The sequence below is a fragment of the Psychrobacter pacificensis genome (genome assembly GCF_018336615.1).
In the GTDB taxonomy this organism is placed as follows: Bacteria; Pseudomonadota; Gammaproteobacteria; order Pseudomonadales; family Moraxellaceae; genus Psychrobacter; species Psychrobacter pacificensis.
In genome coordinates, this window is sequence record NZ_CP048752.1 from 2,867,848 (window position 1) to 2,886,245 (window position 18,398).

Annotated in this window: 15 protein-coding genes; 4 read left to right on the forward strand and 11 right to left on the reverse strand. The window is 44.6% G+C overall.

Features of this window, described 5'->3' with window-relative positions; translation table 11 throughout:
- Window positions 1–205 precede the first annotated feature (205 nt).
- The 3 genes from sdhA to sdhC all read right to left on the reverse strand — a co-directional run bounded on the left by sdhA (window position 206) and on the right by sdhC (window position 3,204).
- Complete coding sequence (gene sdhA, locus GYK50_RS12150) at window positions 206–2,056, reverse strand: succinate dehydrogenase flavoprotein subunit (RefSeq protein ID WP_071002571.1); 1,851 nt, start codon at window positions 2,054–2,056, stop codon at window positions 206–208.
- Between the two features lie 354 nt (window positions 2,057–2,410).
- Window positions 2,411–2,797 (reverse strand): succinate dehydrogenase, hydrophobic membrane anchor protein, encoded by a 387-nt coding sequence (gene sdhD, locus GYK50_RS12155; protein WP_227511562.1) that lies wholly within the window; start codon window positions 2,795–2,797, stop codon window positions 2,411–2,413.
- A gap of 20 nt (window positions 2,798–2,817) precedes the next feature.
- Window positions 2,818–3,204 carry a succinate dehydrogenase, cytochrome b556 subunit gene (sdhC, locus tag GYK50_RS12160; protein WP_075105828.1) on the reverse strand — a complete coding sequence of 129 codons (387 nt, stop codon included), beginning with the start codon at window positions 3,202–3,204 and terminating at the stop codon, window positions 2,818–2,820.
- A 1,029-nt stretch (window positions 3,205–4,233) separates the two neighbouring features.
- Here sdhC and gltA point away from each other — a divergent pair.
- Window positions 4,234–5,514: a citrate synthase gene (gene gltA, locus GYK50_RS12165; protein WP_071002573.1), complete on the forward strand. Its 1,281-nt coding sequence runs from the start codon at window positions 4,234–4,236 to the stop codon at window positions 5,512–5,514.
- A gap of 134 nt (window positions 5,515–5,648) precedes the next feature.
- Here the strand turns inward: gltA and GYK50_RS12170 are convergent, their stop codons facing one another.
- Together GYK50_RS12170 and GYK50_RS12175 are read right to left on the reverse strand one after the other, a co-directional pair.
- The gene (locus tag GYK50_RS12170) at window positions 5,649–6,545 is read right to left on the reverse strand and encodes a hypothetical protein (protein WP_212564026.1); all 897 of its coding nucleotides are present in this window, start codon (window positions 6,543–6,545) and stop codon (window positions 5,649–5,651) included.
- Window positions 6,546–6,629: 84 nt separating this feature from the next.
- Window positions 6,630–7,160 carry a type IV secretion protein Rhs gene (locus tag GYK50_RS12175; RefSeq protein ID WP_420070491.1) on the reverse strand — a complete coding sequence of 177 codons (531 nt, stop codon included), beginning with the start codon at window positions 7,158–7,160 and terminating at the stop codon, window positions 6,630–6,632.
- A gap of 419 nt (window positions 7,161–7,579) precedes the next feature.
- On the opposite strand from GYK50_RS12175, the gene GYK50_RS12180 reads away from it, so the two are divergent.
- Entirely contained in the window at window positions 7,580–8,869 is a 1,290-nt protein-coding gene (locus tag GYK50_RS12180) for a replication-associated recombination protein A (RefSeq protein WP_212564028.1), read from the forward strand.
- A gap of 310 nt (window positions 8,870–9,179) precedes the next feature.
- A complete protein-coding gene (gene ribBA, locus GYK50_RS12185; protein WP_071002577.1) occupies window positions 9,180–10,292 on the forward strand; it encodes a bifunctional 3,4-dihydroxy-2-butanone-4-phosphate synthase/GTP cyclohydrolase II in 1,113 nt (370 codons plus the stop codon).
- A gap of 132 nt (window positions 10,293–10,424) precedes the next feature.
- Here ribBA and GYK50_RS12190 read toward each other — a convergent pair whose 3' ends face one another.
- From GYK50_RS12190 to GYK50_RS12215, 6 genes are all read right to left on the reverse strand, one after another.
- Complete coding sequence (locus GYK50_RS12190) at window positions 10,425–10,913, reverse strand: acyl-CoA thioesterase (RefSeq protein WP_414706363.1); 489 nt, start codon at window positions 10,911–10,913, stop codon at window positions 10,425–10,427.
- A gap of 53 nt (window positions 10,914–10,966) precedes the next feature.
- Window positions 10,967–12,004, reverse strand: a complete 1,038-nt coding sequence (locus GYK50_RS12195) for a hypothetical protein (RefSeq protein ID WP_186475291.1) — start codon at window positions 12,002–12,004, stop codon at window positions 10,967–10,969.
- 179 nt (window positions 12,005–12,183) lie between these two features.
- Window positions 12,184–13,173, reverse strand: a complete 990-nt coding sequence (locus GYK50_RS12200; RefSeq protein ID WP_186475292.1) for a uroporphyrinogen-III synthase — start codon at window positions 13,171–13,173, stop codon at window positions 12,184–12,186.
- A gap of 95 nt (window positions 13,174–13,268) precedes the next feature.
- Entirely contained in the window at window positions 13,269–14,303 is a 1,035-nt protein-coding gene (hemC, locus tag GYK50_RS12205; RefSeq protein WP_212564029.1) for a hydroxymethylbilane synthase, read from the reverse strand.
- Between the two features lie 204 nt (window positions 14,304–14,507).
- Window positions 14,508–15,245 carry a LytR/AlgR family response regulator transcription factor gene (locus GYK50_RS12210; protein ID WP_093069756.1) on the reverse strand — a complete coding sequence of 246 codons (738 nt, stop codon included), beginning with the start codon at window positions 15,243–15,245 and terminating at the stop codon, window positions 14,508–14,510.
- A 260-nt stretch (window positions 15,246–15,505) separates the two neighbouring features.
- Window positions 15,506–16,531, reverse strand: a complete 1,026-nt coding sequence (locus GYK50_RS12215) for a histidine kinase (protein WP_420070463.1) — start codon at window positions 16,529–16,531, stop codon at window positions 15,506–15,508.
- A gap of 239 nt (window positions 16,532–16,770) precedes the next feature.
- Here GYK50_RS12215 and argH point away from each other — a divergent pair, with 239 nt between their 5' ends.
- Window positions 16,771–18,144, forward strand: coding sequence for an argininosuccinate lyase (argH, locus tag GYK50_RS12220; RefSeq protein ID WP_212564568.1), 1,374 nt, complete (start codon window positions 16,771–16,773; stop codon window positions 18,142–18,144).
- The last annotated feature ends 254 nt before the right edge of the window (window positions 18,145–18,398 follow it).

The window sequence follows — 18,398 nt, forward strand, 5'->3', positions numbered from 1 at the left end:
ATGCTAAACTCCACACGTAGGTGATGGCGGGCATACAAAGATTGCAACATATGAGTGCTGGCTATTAATCACTACTGATAATTGAATATCAATTAATAGCCTAGCAGCACTCCTATGAGCATGTAGCTGGCGGTCACCTTTTTAATAAATGAATAAGGGATAAAACGTTTAAGCTTTCTGTTTATATCGAGCGCATAGTCTAGGATTAATAGACGCGAACTTTTGGTTCGATATAGTCAACAGTCAGTGGCACTTTGCGAACTGGTTTGTAAATGATACGGTTGCCTTCAGAATACCATAAAGTATGCTTCATCCAATCGTGGTCATTACGGCCGTTTGGTGCATAGTCATCATCTTCTGGACGATCATAATCAGAGACACTATGCGCGCCGCGGCTTTCGTGGCGACTCGCGGCTGATACCATCGTCGCTTTTGCTACTTCGTATAGGTTTGCCACTTCAAACGCTTCGATACGAGCAGTGTTGAAGACTTGTGATTTATCACCCAAATGGATTTGTTCGACTTTCTCACCCAGCGCTAAAATTTTCTCAACGCCTTCATCCATCATGGCTTGCGTACGGAATACACTGGCGTGTTTCTGCATGGTGGCGCGAATCTCATCAGCCACGTCTTGTGCATTGTAGCCTGATGTTGATTGCTGCAATTTGTTTAAACGACCAACCGTGATGTCAAGTACATGCGGATCAAGTGGTTTGTAGTTATGATCGTTTTGATGGAACTCATCAACAATGTGCTTACCAGCAGCACGACCAAACACAACCAAATCAAGTAGTGAGTTGGTACCTAAACGGTTGGCACCGTGTACACTCACACAAGCGCACTCACCAATAGCGTATAGGCCTTTAACGACGTTACCATTAGCATATAAACCGTCTTCATCTGTACCCGCTTCTAGATCCGGCACGATTACCTGACCATGGATAGTGGTTGGAATACCACCCATCATGTAGTGAATGGTTGGGATAACTGGAATAGGTTCTTTAGTAATGTCAACGTTGGCGAAGTTTTTACCGATCTCAAATACTGACGGTAGACGCTTCATGATAGTGTCGACACCCAAATGGGTCATGTCCATGACGATATGGTCAGCATTAGGGCCACAACCACGACCTTCTTTAATTTCTTGGTCCATAGAGCGCGATACGAGATCACGTGGTGCCAAATCTTTAACGGTTGGGGCATAACGCTCCATGAAAGCTTCGCCATCCTTGTTACGCAAGATAGCACCTTCGCCGCGGCACCCTTCGGTCAATAGTACACCTGCACCATGAACGCCCGTTGGATGGAACTGCCAGAACTCCATATCCTGTAGTGGGATACCAGCGCGAACTGCCATACCAATACCATCACCAGTGTTGATATAAGCGTTGGTAGAGGCGGCAAAGATACGACCTGCACCACCTGTTGCTAGAACAGTAACTGGTGCTTGGAATACCGCAACAGTACCTGTCTCTTGCTCAAGAGCGATAACACCGTTGATGTTACCCGCTTCGTCTTTGATCAAATCAAGCGCAATCCACTCGATAAAGAACTCAGTGCCTTGCTGTAAGTTTTTCTGATACAGCGTGTGTAGCAATGCGTGACCTGTACGGTCAGCAGCAGCGCACGCACGTTGTACCGCTTTTTCGCCATAGTTTGACGTATGACCGCCGAATGGACGCTGATAAATCGTACCATCTTCGTTACGGTCAAACGGCATGCCCATGTGCTCAAGCTCATAGACTACCTTTGGCGCTTCACGGCACATATACTCGATAGCGTCTTGGTCACCTAACCAATCTGACCCTTTTACGGTGTCATAAAAATGGAAATGCCAGTTGTCGTTACTCATGTTGCCCAAACTTGCACCGATGCCACCCTGAGCAGCAACCGTGTGCGAACGTGTTGGGAATACTTTGGTCAGGACTGCAACCTTCATACCCGCTTCCGCTAAGTGCAATGAAGCGCGCATACCTGAACCACCGCCACCAACGATAACTGCATCGTAGTTTAGGGTCTTAATATTACTAATGGTATTGTCTTGTCTAGTTGCCATTACGGTTTTCCTAATGCCTATTAATGCTTATAAGTAAATGAAAAGCGTGTTTTAAAATCTTCTTATTGCAGGTTTAAGGGCTTTTATCTGGCCATTACATGCACTTATTAAAGAAGAGGATATAACAGTCTTTGACCACTTAATTTGCATATCTATCGTTATACTGAACCAAACCTGCTCAACCTTGTTGCTCATTCAGCGACAATCTAAATAGTGGGCGCTGTTGGTTCAATGCTATGACTATTTTTGGCTATCAACGGATACTTTTAAACTACTCTATCAGCTGACATACCAGCTGCGCGCATCCGTTATATATAGATGCTTATATCAATACTAAAGCTGGTCACTCAATCATTAAACAGCAACGACACTAAAGCCGTTACCCCAAAAAATCATGATTCCCCAAAATAGAAATACTAAAATAGCGATAATCATCAATGACTGTAGCACTAAACGTAAACCTGCTGCGCTTGAGCCCAGTTTGCCTGTCGTAATATAGTCAGTAAATACTGTCCACATTCCCACCCAAGCATGGCCAGCTAATGCAAGTACAGCAACTAAGCTGAATAAACGCATTGGCAGGCTAGTCATGAATGATGACCACTCAAGATACGTGACATCGCCGTGGGTCAAAAAGAAGCCCAGCAACACCACACTATAAACGGCTAAAACAACAGCACTAATACGCTGAATAATCCAATCGCGTGAGCCTGAACCTGTCAGACCAGTAGCACTTTTGATTCCTGAATCATTTTTAATCATTAGAACATCACCCATATAAATGACGCGACAACTAAAATCGCTGCAATTACAAAACTGACCATAGAGGCAGTGCGGCCAGATTTTAGCTCTTCGTTCATGCCCATATCAGCAAATAAATGTTTGATACCCATCACGAAGTGATATGCGATGGCGGCAACAAATATCCATGCTAAAAAGCGCACAAGTACGTTGTCAAATACGGTCTCAAAACTCTCAGGCGACGCCAATGAGTTCTGTAATAGCCACAGCATTACAGGAATTAATAAGAATAAAATAATGCCAGAGATACGATGCAAAATAGAGGCGATTGCGATCGGTGAGCGATTAACGCTAATCACTTGGCTTAAAGGCAGATCAATAGGTCGGTTGCTTTTCACAGCGGGCATCCTTTTTGCGGTTATACTCCTGTATCTGCTATCAACGCTTGACAAAAATAGTGTCAGTTGAGCATCGAGCAACACACGAGACGAATAAAGTAAGGAAGAGCTAGCTGACTTCTTTTAGTTTGTGCTAAATATGAAGAAAGAATCATGTATATAAGGTATTGATAAGCTGTTTAGTGTCGCTTGTCGAGCTGACAGGCCTACAAAACAACCTATCTATTATACAACAAAGAAAATAAACATGAGTAAGATCGACTAACCAGTCTATTTTTATTGGTCGTATGAATAGCCAGACAACGTTAATATGTCTTCTCTATCAAAATAAACCTTGTACTGAGCACTAAATACTGGTGCTGAGCATCTAAAAATAGAGCAGTTAACAAGAACATTTAAACCACAGAATTCGGTTTGGTTTATCAAAATACCAGACAATCGTAAATAAGCATGTATAAAGTAAGCTCTAGGCGACACTATATCATGACCACTTATCAATTCGCACAAAGCTAGTGCCAGTTAATTCCTGCAATTATAAAATGACTGGGCGATAATTACAAATTTATCCCTAAAGTAATAAAGGCACACACTTAATTAACAAACGAATAGATATATGCAATACTGAATGTGGAAAACGCTTACCTCTGACAATTATGATCGACACTTAACTTGTCTACTGCTCATGCCCTGTCTGTTTTTAGCCTCGTTTTTTGCGAAAATCCTGCTGCGTTTTTGCGACAAACCCCAAAATATAACGTCAATATTGACGTTGTAAACATGTTTGATAAACAGAAAGTTTGGCGCAAAATAACCAATCAGACATATTTTGATACAAAAATTACAGTGAACAACCACCGCTAGGCCGTGCCAATTAGACCCACGGTCAATAAAAGTTTTTTCAAATCACAAGTAATTGCTGCTAATATACCTTGCGTATTAAATGAGTGAAACGGATTTTGCCGTTTGACAGATAACGACGTGAGGTATGCGTCTGTAGTAATTTTATTCTAACGAATCAAAAACAATGGAGAGCAATTTATGGCTGACACTAATGCCAAACTAACCGTGAATGGTGAAGAATACGAACTTCCTATTATTGAAGGTACTTTAGGGCGCCCAGTTATCGATGTTGCTGCTTTGCAAGAATCAGGATTTTGGTCTTATGACCCTGGTTTTAAAGTAACTGCTCCCGTTGAATCAAAAATTACTTATATCGATGGTGGCAAAGGCGAATTATTACACCGCGGCTACCCTATCGACGAGTTAGCAAACCATGCTGAATATCTAGAAGTGGCATATGCGTTGCTAAATGGCGAGCTACCTAACGCTGAGCAAAAGGCAGATTTCTTTGAAAAAATTCGTGAACATACGGCTGTTCATGATCAATTGCGTAAATTCTTTGAAGGTTTCCGCCGTGACGCGCATCCAATGGCCATTATGGTTGGTGTCGTTGGTGCGTTATCAGCGTTCTATCATGACAACCTAGACCTAAGCAACGAAGAGCATCGTGAAATCACAGCTATTCGTTTGATTGCTAAGATGCCTACGCTTGCGGCGATGAGCTATAAATACTCGCAGGGCGAACCGTTCATGTATCCACGTAACGACTTTAGCTACGCTGAGAACTTCTTGTACATGATGTTTGCGACTCCTGCTGATGTGGACTATGAGCCAAACGACGTCGTCACCCGCGCCATGGACAAAATCTTCACCTTGCACGCAGACCACGAGCAAAACGCCTCGACTTCTACTGTGCGCCTAGCCGGCTCAACGGGTGCCAACCCTTATGCCTGTATCGCTGCTGGTATCGCAGCTCTTTGGGGACCATCACATGGCGGCGCCAACGAAGCTGTGCTTGAGATGCTAGATGAAATCGGTACTGTCGAAAACGTGCCAGCATTTATGGAAAAAGTGAAAAGCCGTGAAGTGAAGCTAATGGGCTTTGGTCACCGTGTCTACAAAAACTTCGATCCACGTGCGAAAGTCATGAAAGAGACTTGTGATGAAGTATTAGAAGCACTTGGTGTCAACGATCCTAAGCTTGAATTGGCAATGGCACTCGAAAAAATTGCACTAGAAGACCCGTTCTTCATCGAGCGTAACCTATATCCAAACGTTGATTTTTACTCTGGTATTATCTTAAAAGCCATCGGTATCCCAACATCAATGTTTACGGTAATCTTTGCACTGGCTCGTACTTCAGGTTGGATCAGCCATTTGTTAGAGATGCATAGCGCTCCATACAAGATCGGTCGTCCACGTCAGTTATATACTGGTGAAACGCGCCGTGACTTTGTCAAGGTTGAAGACCGTAAGTAAGCAAAAATAGTATCTTTACAATAAAAAATCCCGCCATCGTGCGGGATTTTTTATTGCTATGATGGGATAGATACTATTGGATATACTTCATCCAATTATTGGCAAACTCGTTACTATGAGTATCATTTAAACCGTTATTGGAACTCTTTTAACGTCTGTTCATATTTGGCAATCTGCTCGTCATATCCTTTAATCGTATCGTTGAATTTGGCCATGAGCGTTTCAAACTCTTGCTGCTGTTGTTGCTTCATTTGCTGCATATCAACCACTTGCTGCGCTTCTATTTGCTCCCATACTTGGTGCTGAATAATCAACCGAGCCAGCGCAGGGCTTTTTGCACTGACCCTTCCTGCAATCTCTGCATGCTCAAACAGCTGAGGTATTAAGGTCGCTATATTGATCAGCGTATCAGAATCCTCTGCATTGAGTGGCGTAGTCACAGGCTGATATAACGCTGCCATCGTTTGCTGATATCGCTCGATGATCTGCTCTTCCGTCAATATAATCGGTTTGCGAGGCTCAAGGCTGATACGCTTTAATACAGTCAGATCACGCTCGCCCACTTCGGTACTTGTATTCATCTCTGCATCCGAACCTTCCTCATTGGTAGCGTTAGCTTCTACTGGACTATCAGCTGGTAATGGTTCGGAATTGGCGCTATTCGCATTTTCTGTAAGAGTAGCTGAATCGTTGGTTGCTCCATTGAGTAATAGCGACTCTTCGCTATCTGAAGCATCTGCCGCTTGCAGTGACTCATACTCTGCTTGTAGTCGACGCTGTAGCCCTTGCGCTTGCGCAACGTATATAGGCTGAAACTGCTCTATACGCGCCGCAGCAGAATCACTTTGCTGCATAGGTTGACTGTCTTCCTCACTTGTTTTTTCAGTTGTCTGAGCCTCATCTGGTACAGGCGGTGCGTCAGCTTGCTGCTGACAGCCGGTCAGAAATAGCACGCCCGTTAGCGCTACTGCAGCCAGAGCTGAGCTAGCAGAAGTATCAATATTAGGCTTTACTGGCAAAAGTCGAAGCATGAGAGTACGTATCCTTTAATAAAGCAAAAATATAAAAAGCTAAAATGGTGATGCACGTAGGCTTTTCGCTTACTATGAGGCAGTTTAAGCAGTAAAATTGCTGTTGGCGCGATTTTTGTCAGTGATAGCATTCACTGTCAAAAATGGTATACAGGCTTCTAAATCCTGACAATCCTGTCCTTTTTGACGGCGCACAAAATAATCTTGAACCATTCGCGCCTGCTGCTCGATACCGTATTTAAAAAAGGACTTACCCGTCTCTAGCACATAATCATATCGCCGATCGATAAGGGCACCGCGTACCACTTTCAAGCCTTGCTGTAACTGCCACACATGGGTGAGCTCATGGATGAGCCAGCTTTGCTTGCCCAAAGAGGCCACACTAAAATCTGTGATCCAATCGGCGGGATTAAAGTAAATATTACCATTCGGACTCACCGCATAGTTTTTGAGAACCCACCAAGCGGTTTTTAGTCGCACTTCATCTAATCTGATACTGTCACCGAACACTGAGCGTGCCAGTGCTATCTCGCCAATTGTCAGACAACGCGACTGCTGCTTTTTTACGCTGCTGCGTGAATATCGATTCAACAAACGCTTGAGAGGTGGTCTCATCATAGTCAGTGCAATACCTTATCGTTGATAGGCCAGTTATAATAAATCATACTTACCTTAGCCATGCTTATTCGTACGGTTAGACCTTTAATATAGATGAATGTCGAAAACTAAAGCGTTGAGGACATAAGCTATACGCTTCGTTAGCTTTCATTAACATGTTTTTGCGTTAGCCTAGCGTGTATTGTTTATAGCAAGTACCCTACTTATAAATTAGCCTACTTTGACTGCTGATGTCTAATACTCATTGTCATAGTAAAGTTGCTGCGAGAATCATGCCAAGCAAACAAATGCTTTTCACTTTAATAGAAATGATAACTATAGACGAGTATGTCGTTATTTAGATTTGACTATAAAATCTCTCAATGGCCGCCACTTTAGCCAATAGACCGTTTTTTAATTTTTCAATAGAGAACCTTATGCCGCCTAACTTTCATGCCGACACCCCTCTTGCTCAGCGTATGCGCCCTGCTTCTCTCGCGACTATTATTGGTCAAGAGCATCTTTTGGCCACTGGCGCACCTTTACGGCGTTTGGTCGAACAAGGGCATCTGCCCTCTATTATTTTGCACGGCGAAGCAGGTATCGGTAAGACAACCATTGCAATGCTATTGGCTGATGCGGTTAATAGACCTTTTCATGCGCTTTCTGCATTGAATACTGGGGTCAAGCAGTTGCGCGAGGTGCTCGATAGTAAAGACTCACTGGCATTTGAATCACCAGTGGTGTTTATCGATGAGATTCATCGGTTTAATAAGGCGCAGCAAGATGCATTATTGGGCGCGGTAGAGTCTGGTGATATTACGCTGATTGGCGCCACGACAGAGAATCCGTCGTTTAGTGTGAATAACGCGCTCTTATCACGTTGCCAAGTGTACCGCTTAGAGCCGTTAACGCCTGAGCAAATCAGTGCGGTATTACAGCGGGCACTCTTGGAAGACCCTATACTCAAAAAGCTCACCATCGACTTGCAGGCACAACACACCATCAGTCAACTGGCTCACGGTGATGCAAGAAAGGCACTAAATTTATTAGAACTAGCGATTCAAACAGCGGATGCCAAGCAATCACCGATTATTATCAATGATGAATTGGTCAGCCGAGTGGCGCAGACCGCGTTGGTACGTTATGACAAAGATGGCGAGCAACATTACGATATTATCTCAGCCATGATCAAATCAGTGCGTGGCTCAGATCCTGACGCGGCGCTGTACTGGATGGCGCGGATGCTCGTTGGCGGTGAGCCTGCCGATTTTATCGCGCGCAGATTGGTAATCTTAGCCAGTGAAGACATCGGCAATGCCAACCCCAATGCCCTACTCCTCGCTGATGCCGCCCTGCGTAGCGTGCAATCCATCGGTATGCCAGAAGCCCGTATTATCCTAGGGCAAGTAGTGGTCTATTTAGCCACCAGTGCAAAGAGTAACAGCACGTATAAAGCAATCAACGCGGCGATGGCCTTGGCCGAAAAAGACGCCTCGCCAGTACCGCTACATCTGCGCAATGGCGTGACCAAATTGATGCGCAATCAAGGCTATGGTCAAGGTTATGCTTACCCGCATGATTATCCCAATCACTACTACCCTCAAAGCTATTTGCCAGAAAACTTAGCAGGCACGAGCTTTTATGAGTTTGCCGATAACCAGCGAGAACAGCATAGCAAGCAGTTTATGGCGTGGCTAAAAAGCCAAGCGGCTAGTAACGACTGATCTATTGACCCACTGGATCAAAAGGTTTGAAAGTTAGTTGCATATACTATTGGTAAAACTGAACCCTGTTTTTAAAAGACTAAGCGTTATAGTTCAGCTTTGGGTCAGCACGCTGGGATAAAAACCGTTAAAATACCTATCGTCATGATGAATAAGAATCATGAAACATTTTCATATTTGGTTGCTATGATGATCAAACGATTTGCTCAACAGCAACAGCACGTGTTACCAACTACTGCTACAATGAGCCGACAACCCTCTATATTACAAACCACACATATTTATTAATAATAAAATATTGAGATTTACTATGAGTTTAAATACGATTCCTGAGATTATCGAAGACATTCGTGCCGGAAAAATGGTCATCTTAATGGATGATGAAGACCGCGAAAACGAAGGCGATATCATCATGGCGGCGACCCATGTTCGTCCTGAAGATATCAACTTTATGATTACCCACGCGCGCGGCTTGGTGTGTCTGACGCTATCACAAGCACGCTGTCAGCAATTGGCATTGCCGCTGATGTCAGATCGCAATGAAGCAAAATTTAGCACCAACTTTACGGTGTCTATTGAGGCCGCTGAAGGCGTGACCACAGGTATCTCTGCCGCTGACCGTGCTCGCACCATTCAAGCCGCTGTATCTTCGGCAGCCAAACCAGAAGACATCGTGCAGCCTGGGCATATTTTCCCTATCATGGCACAAAACGGCGGCGTTCTACACCGTGCAGGCCACACCGAAGCAGGCTGCGACTTGGCTCGCCTAGCAGGACTGGAGCCTGCTGCGGTGATTGTGGAAATCATCAACGCTGATGGCACCATGGCACGTCGTGATGATCTTGAGATATTTGCCAAAGAGCATAACATCAAGATGGGCACCATTGCTGATCTCATCAACTACCGTATCGCCAATGAGCAAACGGTAGAGGAAATCGAAACTCGTCCTTTTGAAACAGAACATGGCACTTTTACCTTGCACCGTTTCCGCGAGTTCGGCGCTGAAGAAACTCATATCGCCTTGGTAAAAGGAGATGTGAGCGAAGGCGTGAGTACCGTACGTGTCCACGGCTTCCACCCACTGCGTGATTTATTTGCCGCCAAAAATGATATGACTGGTCGTAGCGGCTGGAGCGTCCAATCAGCGCTAGAAGAGATTAGCGCCTCAGAGCGCGGTGTGTTGGTTTGGGTCGGCAATCATCAGCCGGTCGATCTAGGGGATGCATTAGATAAAGCCTTGGACAATGAGTCACAATCGACCATCACCCAGCAGCCTTATCGCAGTATCGGCGTTGGTGCACAGATATTACGTCATTTAGGCGTCCGTGATATGCGTCTATTGTCATCGCCCATGAAGTTTTATGCGTTATCAGGTTTTGATCTCAATGTGGTGGATTTTGTGCACGCACCGCAAGAGAGCTAAAATCTACTTGGAAAATGGCCTGAGAAAAGTCATGCAAAAAGGCACGCTACGATAATGTTAGCGTGCCTTTTTTATTTTTGATGGTTATATAACACTATCCGAGATAGGTCATCAACGCAGCTAAAGCCTATTCTAATATTCAGGGGTATGACCAAATTTTGCCTCTAGTGCCAGTAAGCGCGCACGTTCTTCTGCTGTCCACGGTAACTTACCTTTCCCATCACTATCGAGACGCACTACGACGGCATCAGCGGTCGCAACGATTTTGTTTTGTGCTGTACTATAGTAGCTATATTCCATCGCAATACTGGTATTGCCCAGACGCTTACAGCGAACCCCCAATAACAAAGTATCAGGATAGGTCACTGGGTGCAAATACTGGCAGCTCGACTGTGCCAAGACGGTGACCATACTGCCATCGAACATATCTAACGCGTGCAAATAACCAATGCGCGCTGACTCAGAATAACGATAATACACCACGTTATTTAAATGGTTAAAGGCATCCATCTCACCCCAATGAATCGGCTGATAATGAATCACTGGGTAATGCGCCAGTACTTCAGGTCGATCAATTGCTACCTCAGACATAAAATCTGGCTTTTCACTCATATTGGTCATAACTTACCTTGTGTCTCATGTTGTCTATATATAGCTGTTTCGAACCGTATCGATTAAGGTTGTGGCTTATCCAAAATCTGTGTGGTTAACAAGGGTGTTGGCTTAGGAGCATTGACAATCAGTTGGTCAAGCCAGGCAATGACCTCTGGTATATCATTTGGCGACTGCATGGTCTCTAGGTTGTTGTCCGTACCCTTTGGCTTTTTGTCGGATGGAGCAATGCCAATGGCGCCAACTTGCGCGGAGTTTTTGCCATTGCTAACCGATGATTTAGGTAGTAAGGTTTTTAGCTGTTTGCGCGCTTGGGTCAAATAATTGATCAGTTGATCCTGCTCGCGCATATTGCTCGCTTGGCTCGCCAAATTCAACGTCATGATGACTTCATGAATCGTCAGTTGTCTACGCGTTAATGTCATATCGTTACGCACTGACGTTTGAGCAGGCGGGTTCGCTACTGCACGCTTTTGGTCACCCTCAGTTGCAGCATCAACTAGCTCTCGGCGCTGGATATCAGTACCCTCGTAACTCCCAAGGCGCTCATGACTGTGCAAAAACTCTTGGATGTTTTGAATCGCAAGATTTTGTATTTGCCATGGGCTAGGTTGTGAGCTTTGCGCTTGTAATCGCTCGATGTCTTTAAGCAAACTTTGCTTGATTACGACGGTCAATGCAGGTGCAATCTCGTTGCTGCTTTGTGCCAATTGCCAATGCAAACCTCGCAACAACTCGATCGCGGCACTATCATTGTTGTCTGCTAGCAATCTATCAGCGGCTTTTATTTGAATACGTAGTAAATCCAGCTGATTTTGCGCTTGGCTACTGGCTTTGATTCTAGGCTCTGGCAATGTCTGCTGACTCATGGCAAATAAACGATCGTCCATCTCATTTAGACGACTGACAACCTGCTCATTGCTCTGCAACCGCTCATTGACACTGTGCTGAAAACGCTGCTGACTAATATAGAGCCAGAGTAATGCCGCGATAAGCAGCAAAATGACCAACCACTGCATCCGCAGCAGCAAGATATTTGCTTGCCGACGCTGCTGTATAGCAGAAGGATCCTTAGATAAAGACTCAGAATTCATTGGCATAAGACAGTACCGTGATGGGTAGGTATAAACATATTTAAATCAAATAGAAATTATAAAATTAGGGCATGTCCCCAATTCAAACGTTTGTCACTAAATGGACTAAAAATGGCTAAATCTTTGCCGCTGTTTGCCTGTGATTTATCTCATTTTTATCACCATTTTTAAAATAGAGACACGCCCTAAGTATTGGTAGTGATGGCTGAAAGAATGGTGTCTGGCGCCAAATCCTCTACACGCCAATAGCTCAAGCGCTGCGCTGCAACCATATTTGCTAAGCGCTCACCCAATACGACATAAGAAAAGTCCGCTAGCGTGAGTGGCAAATTATCTCTTCCATCAGTCATTATGTCATTACTACGTTTTGGTTCTGACATTCTTTCTCTTGCACCTTGGACGATGCTCGTCCAATGCTCAAAAGCAACGCCACTACTCACGACGACGATAGGTTTTGCTTGCTTTGGTGTTGTATTTGTCGTTTGATTACATACAAAAAAATCTTTTTGCCACTGCTGATACTGAGTCATTGCCTCGGTAGGCATTGTACGCTTATACCACGCAATACTATCGACATGTACACCGCGTGCTTGTAAAGTATCGACCAATAATCGTCGCCCGCCCAGTCCGCGCCATATCAAAAGCTTATCACCCGCCTGTAAACGCTCTATCTCAGGCATTGCTAGCATACCTTCATTATTGGCAACTTCAGGCTGTCGTACTTGGTAGTTTGCCGAGTCTATATTGGCTTGAGTCAATGCCGTAGCGGTTGCTTGACCCACTGCAATGATTTGACTTGGGGCTACCAAAGCTTCAGAAGCTATGTTGGCTGCTTTATTGTCCAGTTGCGCATAACTACTATCGTCATGCTCACTGTACACAAGCGACTGCCAAACATTCAACCCAGAAGTGGCCGCCGTTGGGCTTATGATGACCAGAGCCTTATATTCACCTGCTAGCCACGCACGCATTAATGCTAGGTCATCGCCAGTCGTTGGGCGCGGCTGTAACGTCAACATCGGTATCTCAACCACCGTGAACCCTGCTGCTCGCAAATGATTCGTCAATGGCGCAGCGCGTGCTATCGGCCGCGTATTGATGACAATTTTTGGCACCGACCCATCAGTGGATTGATTTTTATGAGTAGACCTAGCTTTAGTTGACGTTGATGACATAGATGTACCACGACAAAAGGCTTGTAGAATGGACTGAATCATCGACCAAACAGTGGATATGTGGATCAATGACTCAGTATGACAAAGTGAATACGCTACTCAGCGTGATAAATCGCTGACAAGATAGCCCCTGCACCATCAGCAAGTAGTATATTGGCAACATCAATACCGAGCTGATTTGCCTGCGACTCTTGCTCGTCTTGTGTACCAACCAATGTCACTCGCTTTTCTGCTTTTAGCAATTTACTGCCATCCGCCTGACCCACACGACCACGGAGCCACAGTACATTACCGTTATCGTTGTTGCCGTTTTCACCATTGTCATCGTTATTCGCACTGGTTTCATCAGCCATTTGCAAGACAGCATAGGCTGCAATCGGGACTTGGCAGCCACCCTCCAAGTGACGGTTAAGCGCACGCTCAGCGATAAGGCGAATACGCGCTTTATCATCGTTCAATGGCGCTAGTAATTTCAACACCTCGTCATCACCTTCACGGCATTCAATGGCTAACGCACCTTGACCAACGGCAGGCAAACAGGCATCAATATCTAGCTGTCCGCGAATGCGCTCATCTAATTCGATACGCTGCAAGCCACTGGTCGCCAAAATAATGGCATCATACTCGCCTGCATCTAGCTTGCCTAAACGCGTACCAACATTGCCGCGCAAGGTTTTGATCTGTAGATCTGGGCGGTAGGCTTTGATCTGACACTGACGGCGCAAACTTGACGTCCCAACAACTGCACCTTGCGGCAATTCATCAATACTATTATAAGTATTTGAGACAAAAGCATCAGTTGGTGAAGCACGCTTGCAATAGACACCTAGTGTCAAGCCTTCAGGCATCTGCATCGGTACGTCCTTTAGCGAATGTACCGCAATATCTGCTTGCTTGTTATACAATGCTTGCTCAAGCTCTTTGACAAATAAACCCTTACCGCCAATTTTGGCCAAAGGTGTGTCCAAAATCTTGTCACCCTTAGTGACAATTTTTAGTAACTCAATTGTCAACTCAGGATAGAGCGCCAGTAAGCGATCACGAATATGCTCCGCTTGCCATAGAGCCAAAGGACTCTGTCGCGTGGCGATGGTTAAGGTAGTCAAAGCAGGTTGCTGCAGATTGCTCATAAAGGGCCTCAATAAATTCGGTACTATAATCTAAATGCTACAATGTCAGTGCTAAGTTGCTGCTAAGCGATTAGGAAAACTTGCCACAAAAAATGGTCGACTCACATCAGAGATAGTAAATGCTGGCGCAAAAAAATACCCCTATTTAAGCATAAATAAGGGTTTGATGATATGGGATGATTATGTCGCTCTGAAAACATCCTATTACATGCTTTGGATTTTGTCACGTAAGGCTGGCAGATGACGACGACTCACGGCTAACGTCTCATCGATTTCTTTAAAACGTATCTGATATTGTCCAGCGTCTAGGGTTTCTAAAAAGTCTAAAAAATTCAGATTGATAATAGCGTTGCGATGCACACGGAACAAACGATCATCAAACTCTCGCTCTAGCTCTTTTAGGGTCTCATCAATCAATACCATACCATCTTTGTGACGTACTTTGACGTATTTTTGATCTGCCGCAAAATAATAGATATCTTTGAGCTTAATCAATTCGACCCCGCGATGGGTACGAGCAGCAATATGCTCGCGTATCGGACGCGCCGCTGGATTTGCAAGCTTGCGAATTTCGTTCAATTGCGCCGCGTTTAGGTTTTTTGCTTTGTTCAGTGCTTCTAATAGCTCGTCTTTGTTTGCCGGTTTCAACAGATAACCAATTGCATTGGCTTTTAGTGCCGCTATCGCATAATGATCGTAAGCGGTGACAAATATAATGGCTGGTGGATGATCAAGTTTGTCCAGCTCTTGGGCACAGCGCACCCCATCCATCTCAGGCATGCGAATGTCTAATAATATAATGTCAGGCTGCTGAGTTTTTACAGCGACAATCGCTTCTGCCCCTGTGGTAGCTTGAGCAACCACCTCATGACCTGATTCCTGTACGATTCTGACCAAACGCTCACGCGCTAAAGGCTCATCATCACAAACTACAATACGCATGTAAACTCCCACCCCCAAACTCTACTGAATATGTTTCGATGGTATGACGAATGTACTGGTCAGTTCAATATGGTGAAATTTTCTGCATCATATTTTTGATAGTAACCACTCATTGTCAATAATTGCCAGATAAAAATCGCAATAACCATATAGATATAAAAGACATAGATATAAAAGACGATGCAATAAATATGCCACAACATCTTATAATAAAAATATAGTGTCTGAGAACATCATAAAAAACGGTAAAAGAGGAAAGATTATAAACTGACGTCTTGTAAGGGATAGTCAATAATGGTAGTGATGTGGTTACCAGTCACTGTGCTTTGGATATCAGCACTTTGACCAAAGTACGCACGTAATCGATCCGCTTGAATATAAAAATCCATATGCTGACGCAAATCATGGTTAATGATTAAGGTCTTTGTAGGAAGTTCCACGTCGATCTGAATAGCTACTCTGTGCTGCTCCCAAGTGACTTTAATATTAAAATGGATGGTTTCAGTGGTCATCTCAACCACGTTGAGTAGCATTTTCTCCAGTACGCTTTGTAAGGTTAACGCCGTAATCACCATATCATACATAATATCTTCATCAGGCAAATCCCAATGGACCTCGAGTTTGTCTGCCAAACGGCTAGACTCGATCGCTAGATAATGCTCACACAGCGCAACTTCTTCTTCAAAGCTAATCTCACGTTCGCCGCTAAAACTGGCACGATATAAGACCGAAACGTTTTGTAACAAAGCAGAGGCTTTTGACGGATTGGACTCAATGAGTGAGACCAGTGTGTTAATGGTATTAAAGAAAAAGTGCGGGGCAGTGCGAGTTTTTATTAAGTCATTCTGTGCGGTCAATTTGTATTCAAACGATAGCTTGAGCGCATTAAGCTCACGGTAGCTACGCAAAAAGTATAATAAAAATACAATGGTAAAACCGCCCGTCAGTACGGTATTGAAAAACAGATTGGTCATAAAAGCTTGACGATCATATTCCATCAAACCCATATTAATCAAAACCAAAACGACTAAAGCCATAGATACCGTAGCGGCAAACATCATGAGCATGACGATACACACACTAACACTAGGAATACTGGCATTTTTGAAGACAGGGCGCAGATAATCTACCAAATATAATGAAGGTATAACGGTCAAACCGTTTTGTATGGTTCGCGCAACAAGCTTGATGATAAAGTCCGACCAACTGGACAGACCATGCCGCTCAATCACTGTGAGAAACAGTGACCAAAAAGCAATATATGTCAGCCACTGCAAAGGCCTCATGATCTCCATGAGTTTTGGAATAAAAAACTCTAAGCGCGTAGCTAGTAAGGCAACCTCATCATTTGCTATACTTGAGTTCTTACTCTCTTGACTTGTCTTGTACCAATATGAACGCCAATTCTTCAAACCTTAGTAATCCTGAATCAAGTAAAAATTCATTTACTTCTGATTCTAGCACGAATGTCTCAGTAACAAACAAAGATGCACAAAACAGCCCTAGCAGCGCTCAGGGCCAGCAGATGTGGGGTGGACGCTTCAGTGAAGCGACGGACAGCTTCGTGGCTGCCTTTACCGCCTCTGTCGGCTTCGACCAACGCTTTGCTCGTCACGATATTCAAGGATCGATTGCCCATGCAACGATGCTCAAAGAATGCGATATCTTGACTGCTGATGAAGTGGCCACCATTATCGACGGTCTTCATCAAGTATTACGCGAGATCGAAGCAGGTGAGTTTAGCTGGTCAATCGCCCTCGAAGACGTGCACATGAATGTCGAATCACGCCTCACTGATATTATAGGCGCTGTTGGCAAAAAACTACACACGGGTCGTAGCCGTAACGATCAGGTCGCGACCGACATTCGTTTGTGGTTACGTGAAGAAACCGATAATATTATCGAGCTGCTCATACGCTTACAAAGTGGCTTGCTTGACCTGGCTGATCAACATACCGATACCATTATGCCTGGTTTTACGCATTTACAAACCGCCCAGCCTGTCAGCTTTGGTCACCATGTAATGGCGTGGTTTGAGATGTTGTATCGTGATACCGAACGTTTGGTTGACGCCCGTCGCCGTATCAACCAGATGCCCCTTGGTAGCGCCGCACTCGCTGGCACGACGTTCCCGATTGATCGTACTATCACCGCTGAGCTATTGGGTTTTGAAGGTATTTGTCAAAATTCGCTCGATGCGGTCTCAGATCGTGATTTTGCGATTGAGTTCACCTCCGCCGCCTCGATTCTGATGATGCACATGTCACGTATGAGTGAAGAGATTATTCTGTGGATGTCAGCGCAGTTTAACTTTGTGCAGATACCCGATCGTTTCTGTACTGGCTCATCAATCATGCCGCAGAAGAAAAACCCTGACGTGCCAGAATTGGTACGCGGTAAAGCGGCACGTGTCTTTGGTCAGCTAATGACATTACTCAGCCTGATGAAAAGCCAGCCACTCGCCTACAATAAAGACAACCAAGAAGACAAAGAGCCTTTGTTTGATTGTGTTGACACGCTAACAGGCTCACTACTTGCCTTTGCTGATATGCTGCCCAACATTGTCCCAAACAAAGAAAGTATGCGTGCTGCGACAATGAAAGGATATGCTACTGCCACTGACTTAGCCGATTATCTGGTCCGTCAAGGCGTTGCGTTCCGTGATGCGCATGAAGTCGTGGGTAATGCGGTTGCACTAGGCATTAAAGAAGGCGTTGATCTCAGTGACTTATCCTTGGCACAACTACAGCAATTCAGCGATGCCATCGGTGAGGATGTCTTTGACTATCTCACGCTAGAGGGCTCACTAGCAGCTCGTGACCATCTGGGCGGTACTGCGCCAAACCAAGTCAAGCAAGCCGTAATCAATGGCCGCGCTCGTTTAAAAGCCTTTGCTTGATCATATCGTTTTAAGCATAAGTGAACTGACCGCGCTACATCTGACACCCGCTATTGATGCGGGTGTTTTTTATTTATAGTCAATCCCCTGTAAAAGAGCTATAGCGTAGCCTCACTTGAAGTATCACAGTTACATCTGCGCTCGGTTGTCTTATATCTCTTTTAAACTGAATTAACTATAACTTACTATCAGCTACCCGCCCTTTTTTCGCGCCTTCTTTGTCTATCTGATATGAAACGATAAATCAGAATAAA

Excerpts from the sequence above, each read along its gene's own strand:
- sdhA (WP_071002571.1), bottom strand. The coding sequence starts at position 2,056 with ATGGCAACTAGACAAGACAATACCATTAGTAATATTAAGACCCTAAAC.
- sdhC (WP_075105828.1), bottom strand. The coding sequence starts at position 3,204 with ATGCCCGCTGTGAAAAGCAACCGACCTATTGATCTGCCTTTAAGCCAA.
- gltA (WP_071002573.1), top strand. The coding sequence starts at position 4,234 with ATGGCTGACACTAATGCCAAACTAACCGTGAATGGTGAAGAATACGAA.
- GYK50_RS12170 (WP_212564026.1), bottom strand. The coding sequence starts at position 6,545 with ATGCTTCGACTTTTGCCAGTAAAGCCTAATATTGATACTTCTGCTAGC.
- GYK50_RS12175 (WP_420070491.1), bottom strand. The coding sequence starts at position 7,160 with ATGAGACCACCTCTCAAGCGTTTGTTGAATCGATATTCACGCAGCAGC.
- GYK50_RS12180 (WP_212564028.1), top strand. The coding sequence starts at position 7,580 with ATGCCGCCTAACTTTCATGCCGACACCCCTCTTGCTCAGCGTATGCGC.
- ribBA (WP_071002577.1), top strand. The coding sequence starts at position 9,180 with ATGAGTTTAAATACGATTCCTGAGATTATCGAAGACATTCGTGCCGGA.
- GYK50_RS12190 (WP_414706363.1), bottom strand. The coding sequence starts at position 10,913 with ATGACCAATATGAGTGAAAAGCCAGATTTTATGTCTGAGGTAGCAATT.
- GYK50_RS12195 (WP_186475291.1), bottom strand. The coding sequence starts at position 12,004 with ATGCCAATGAATTCTGAGTCTTTATCTAAGGATCCTTCTGCTATACAG.
- GYK50_RS12200 (WP_186475292.1), bottom strand. The coding sequence starts at position 13,173 with ATGTCATCAACGTCAACTAAAGCTAGGTCTACTCATAAAAATCAATCC.
- hemC (WP_212564029.1), bottom strand. The coding sequence starts at position 14,303 with ATGAGCAATCTGCAGCAACCTGCTTTGACTACCTTAACCATCGCCACG.
- GYK50_RS12210 (WP_093069756.1), bottom strand. The coding sequence starts at position 15,245 with ATGCGTATTGTAGTTTGTGATGATGAGCCTTTAGCGCGTGAGCGTTTG.
- GYK50_RS12215 (WP_420070463.1), bottom strand. The coding sequence starts at position 16,531 with ATGAGGCCTTTGCAGTGGCTGACATATATTGCTTTTTGGTCACTGTTT.
- argH (WP_212564568.1), top strand. The coding sequence starts at position 16,771 with ATGTGGGGTGGACGCTTCAGTGAAGCGACGGACAGCTTCGTGGCTGCC.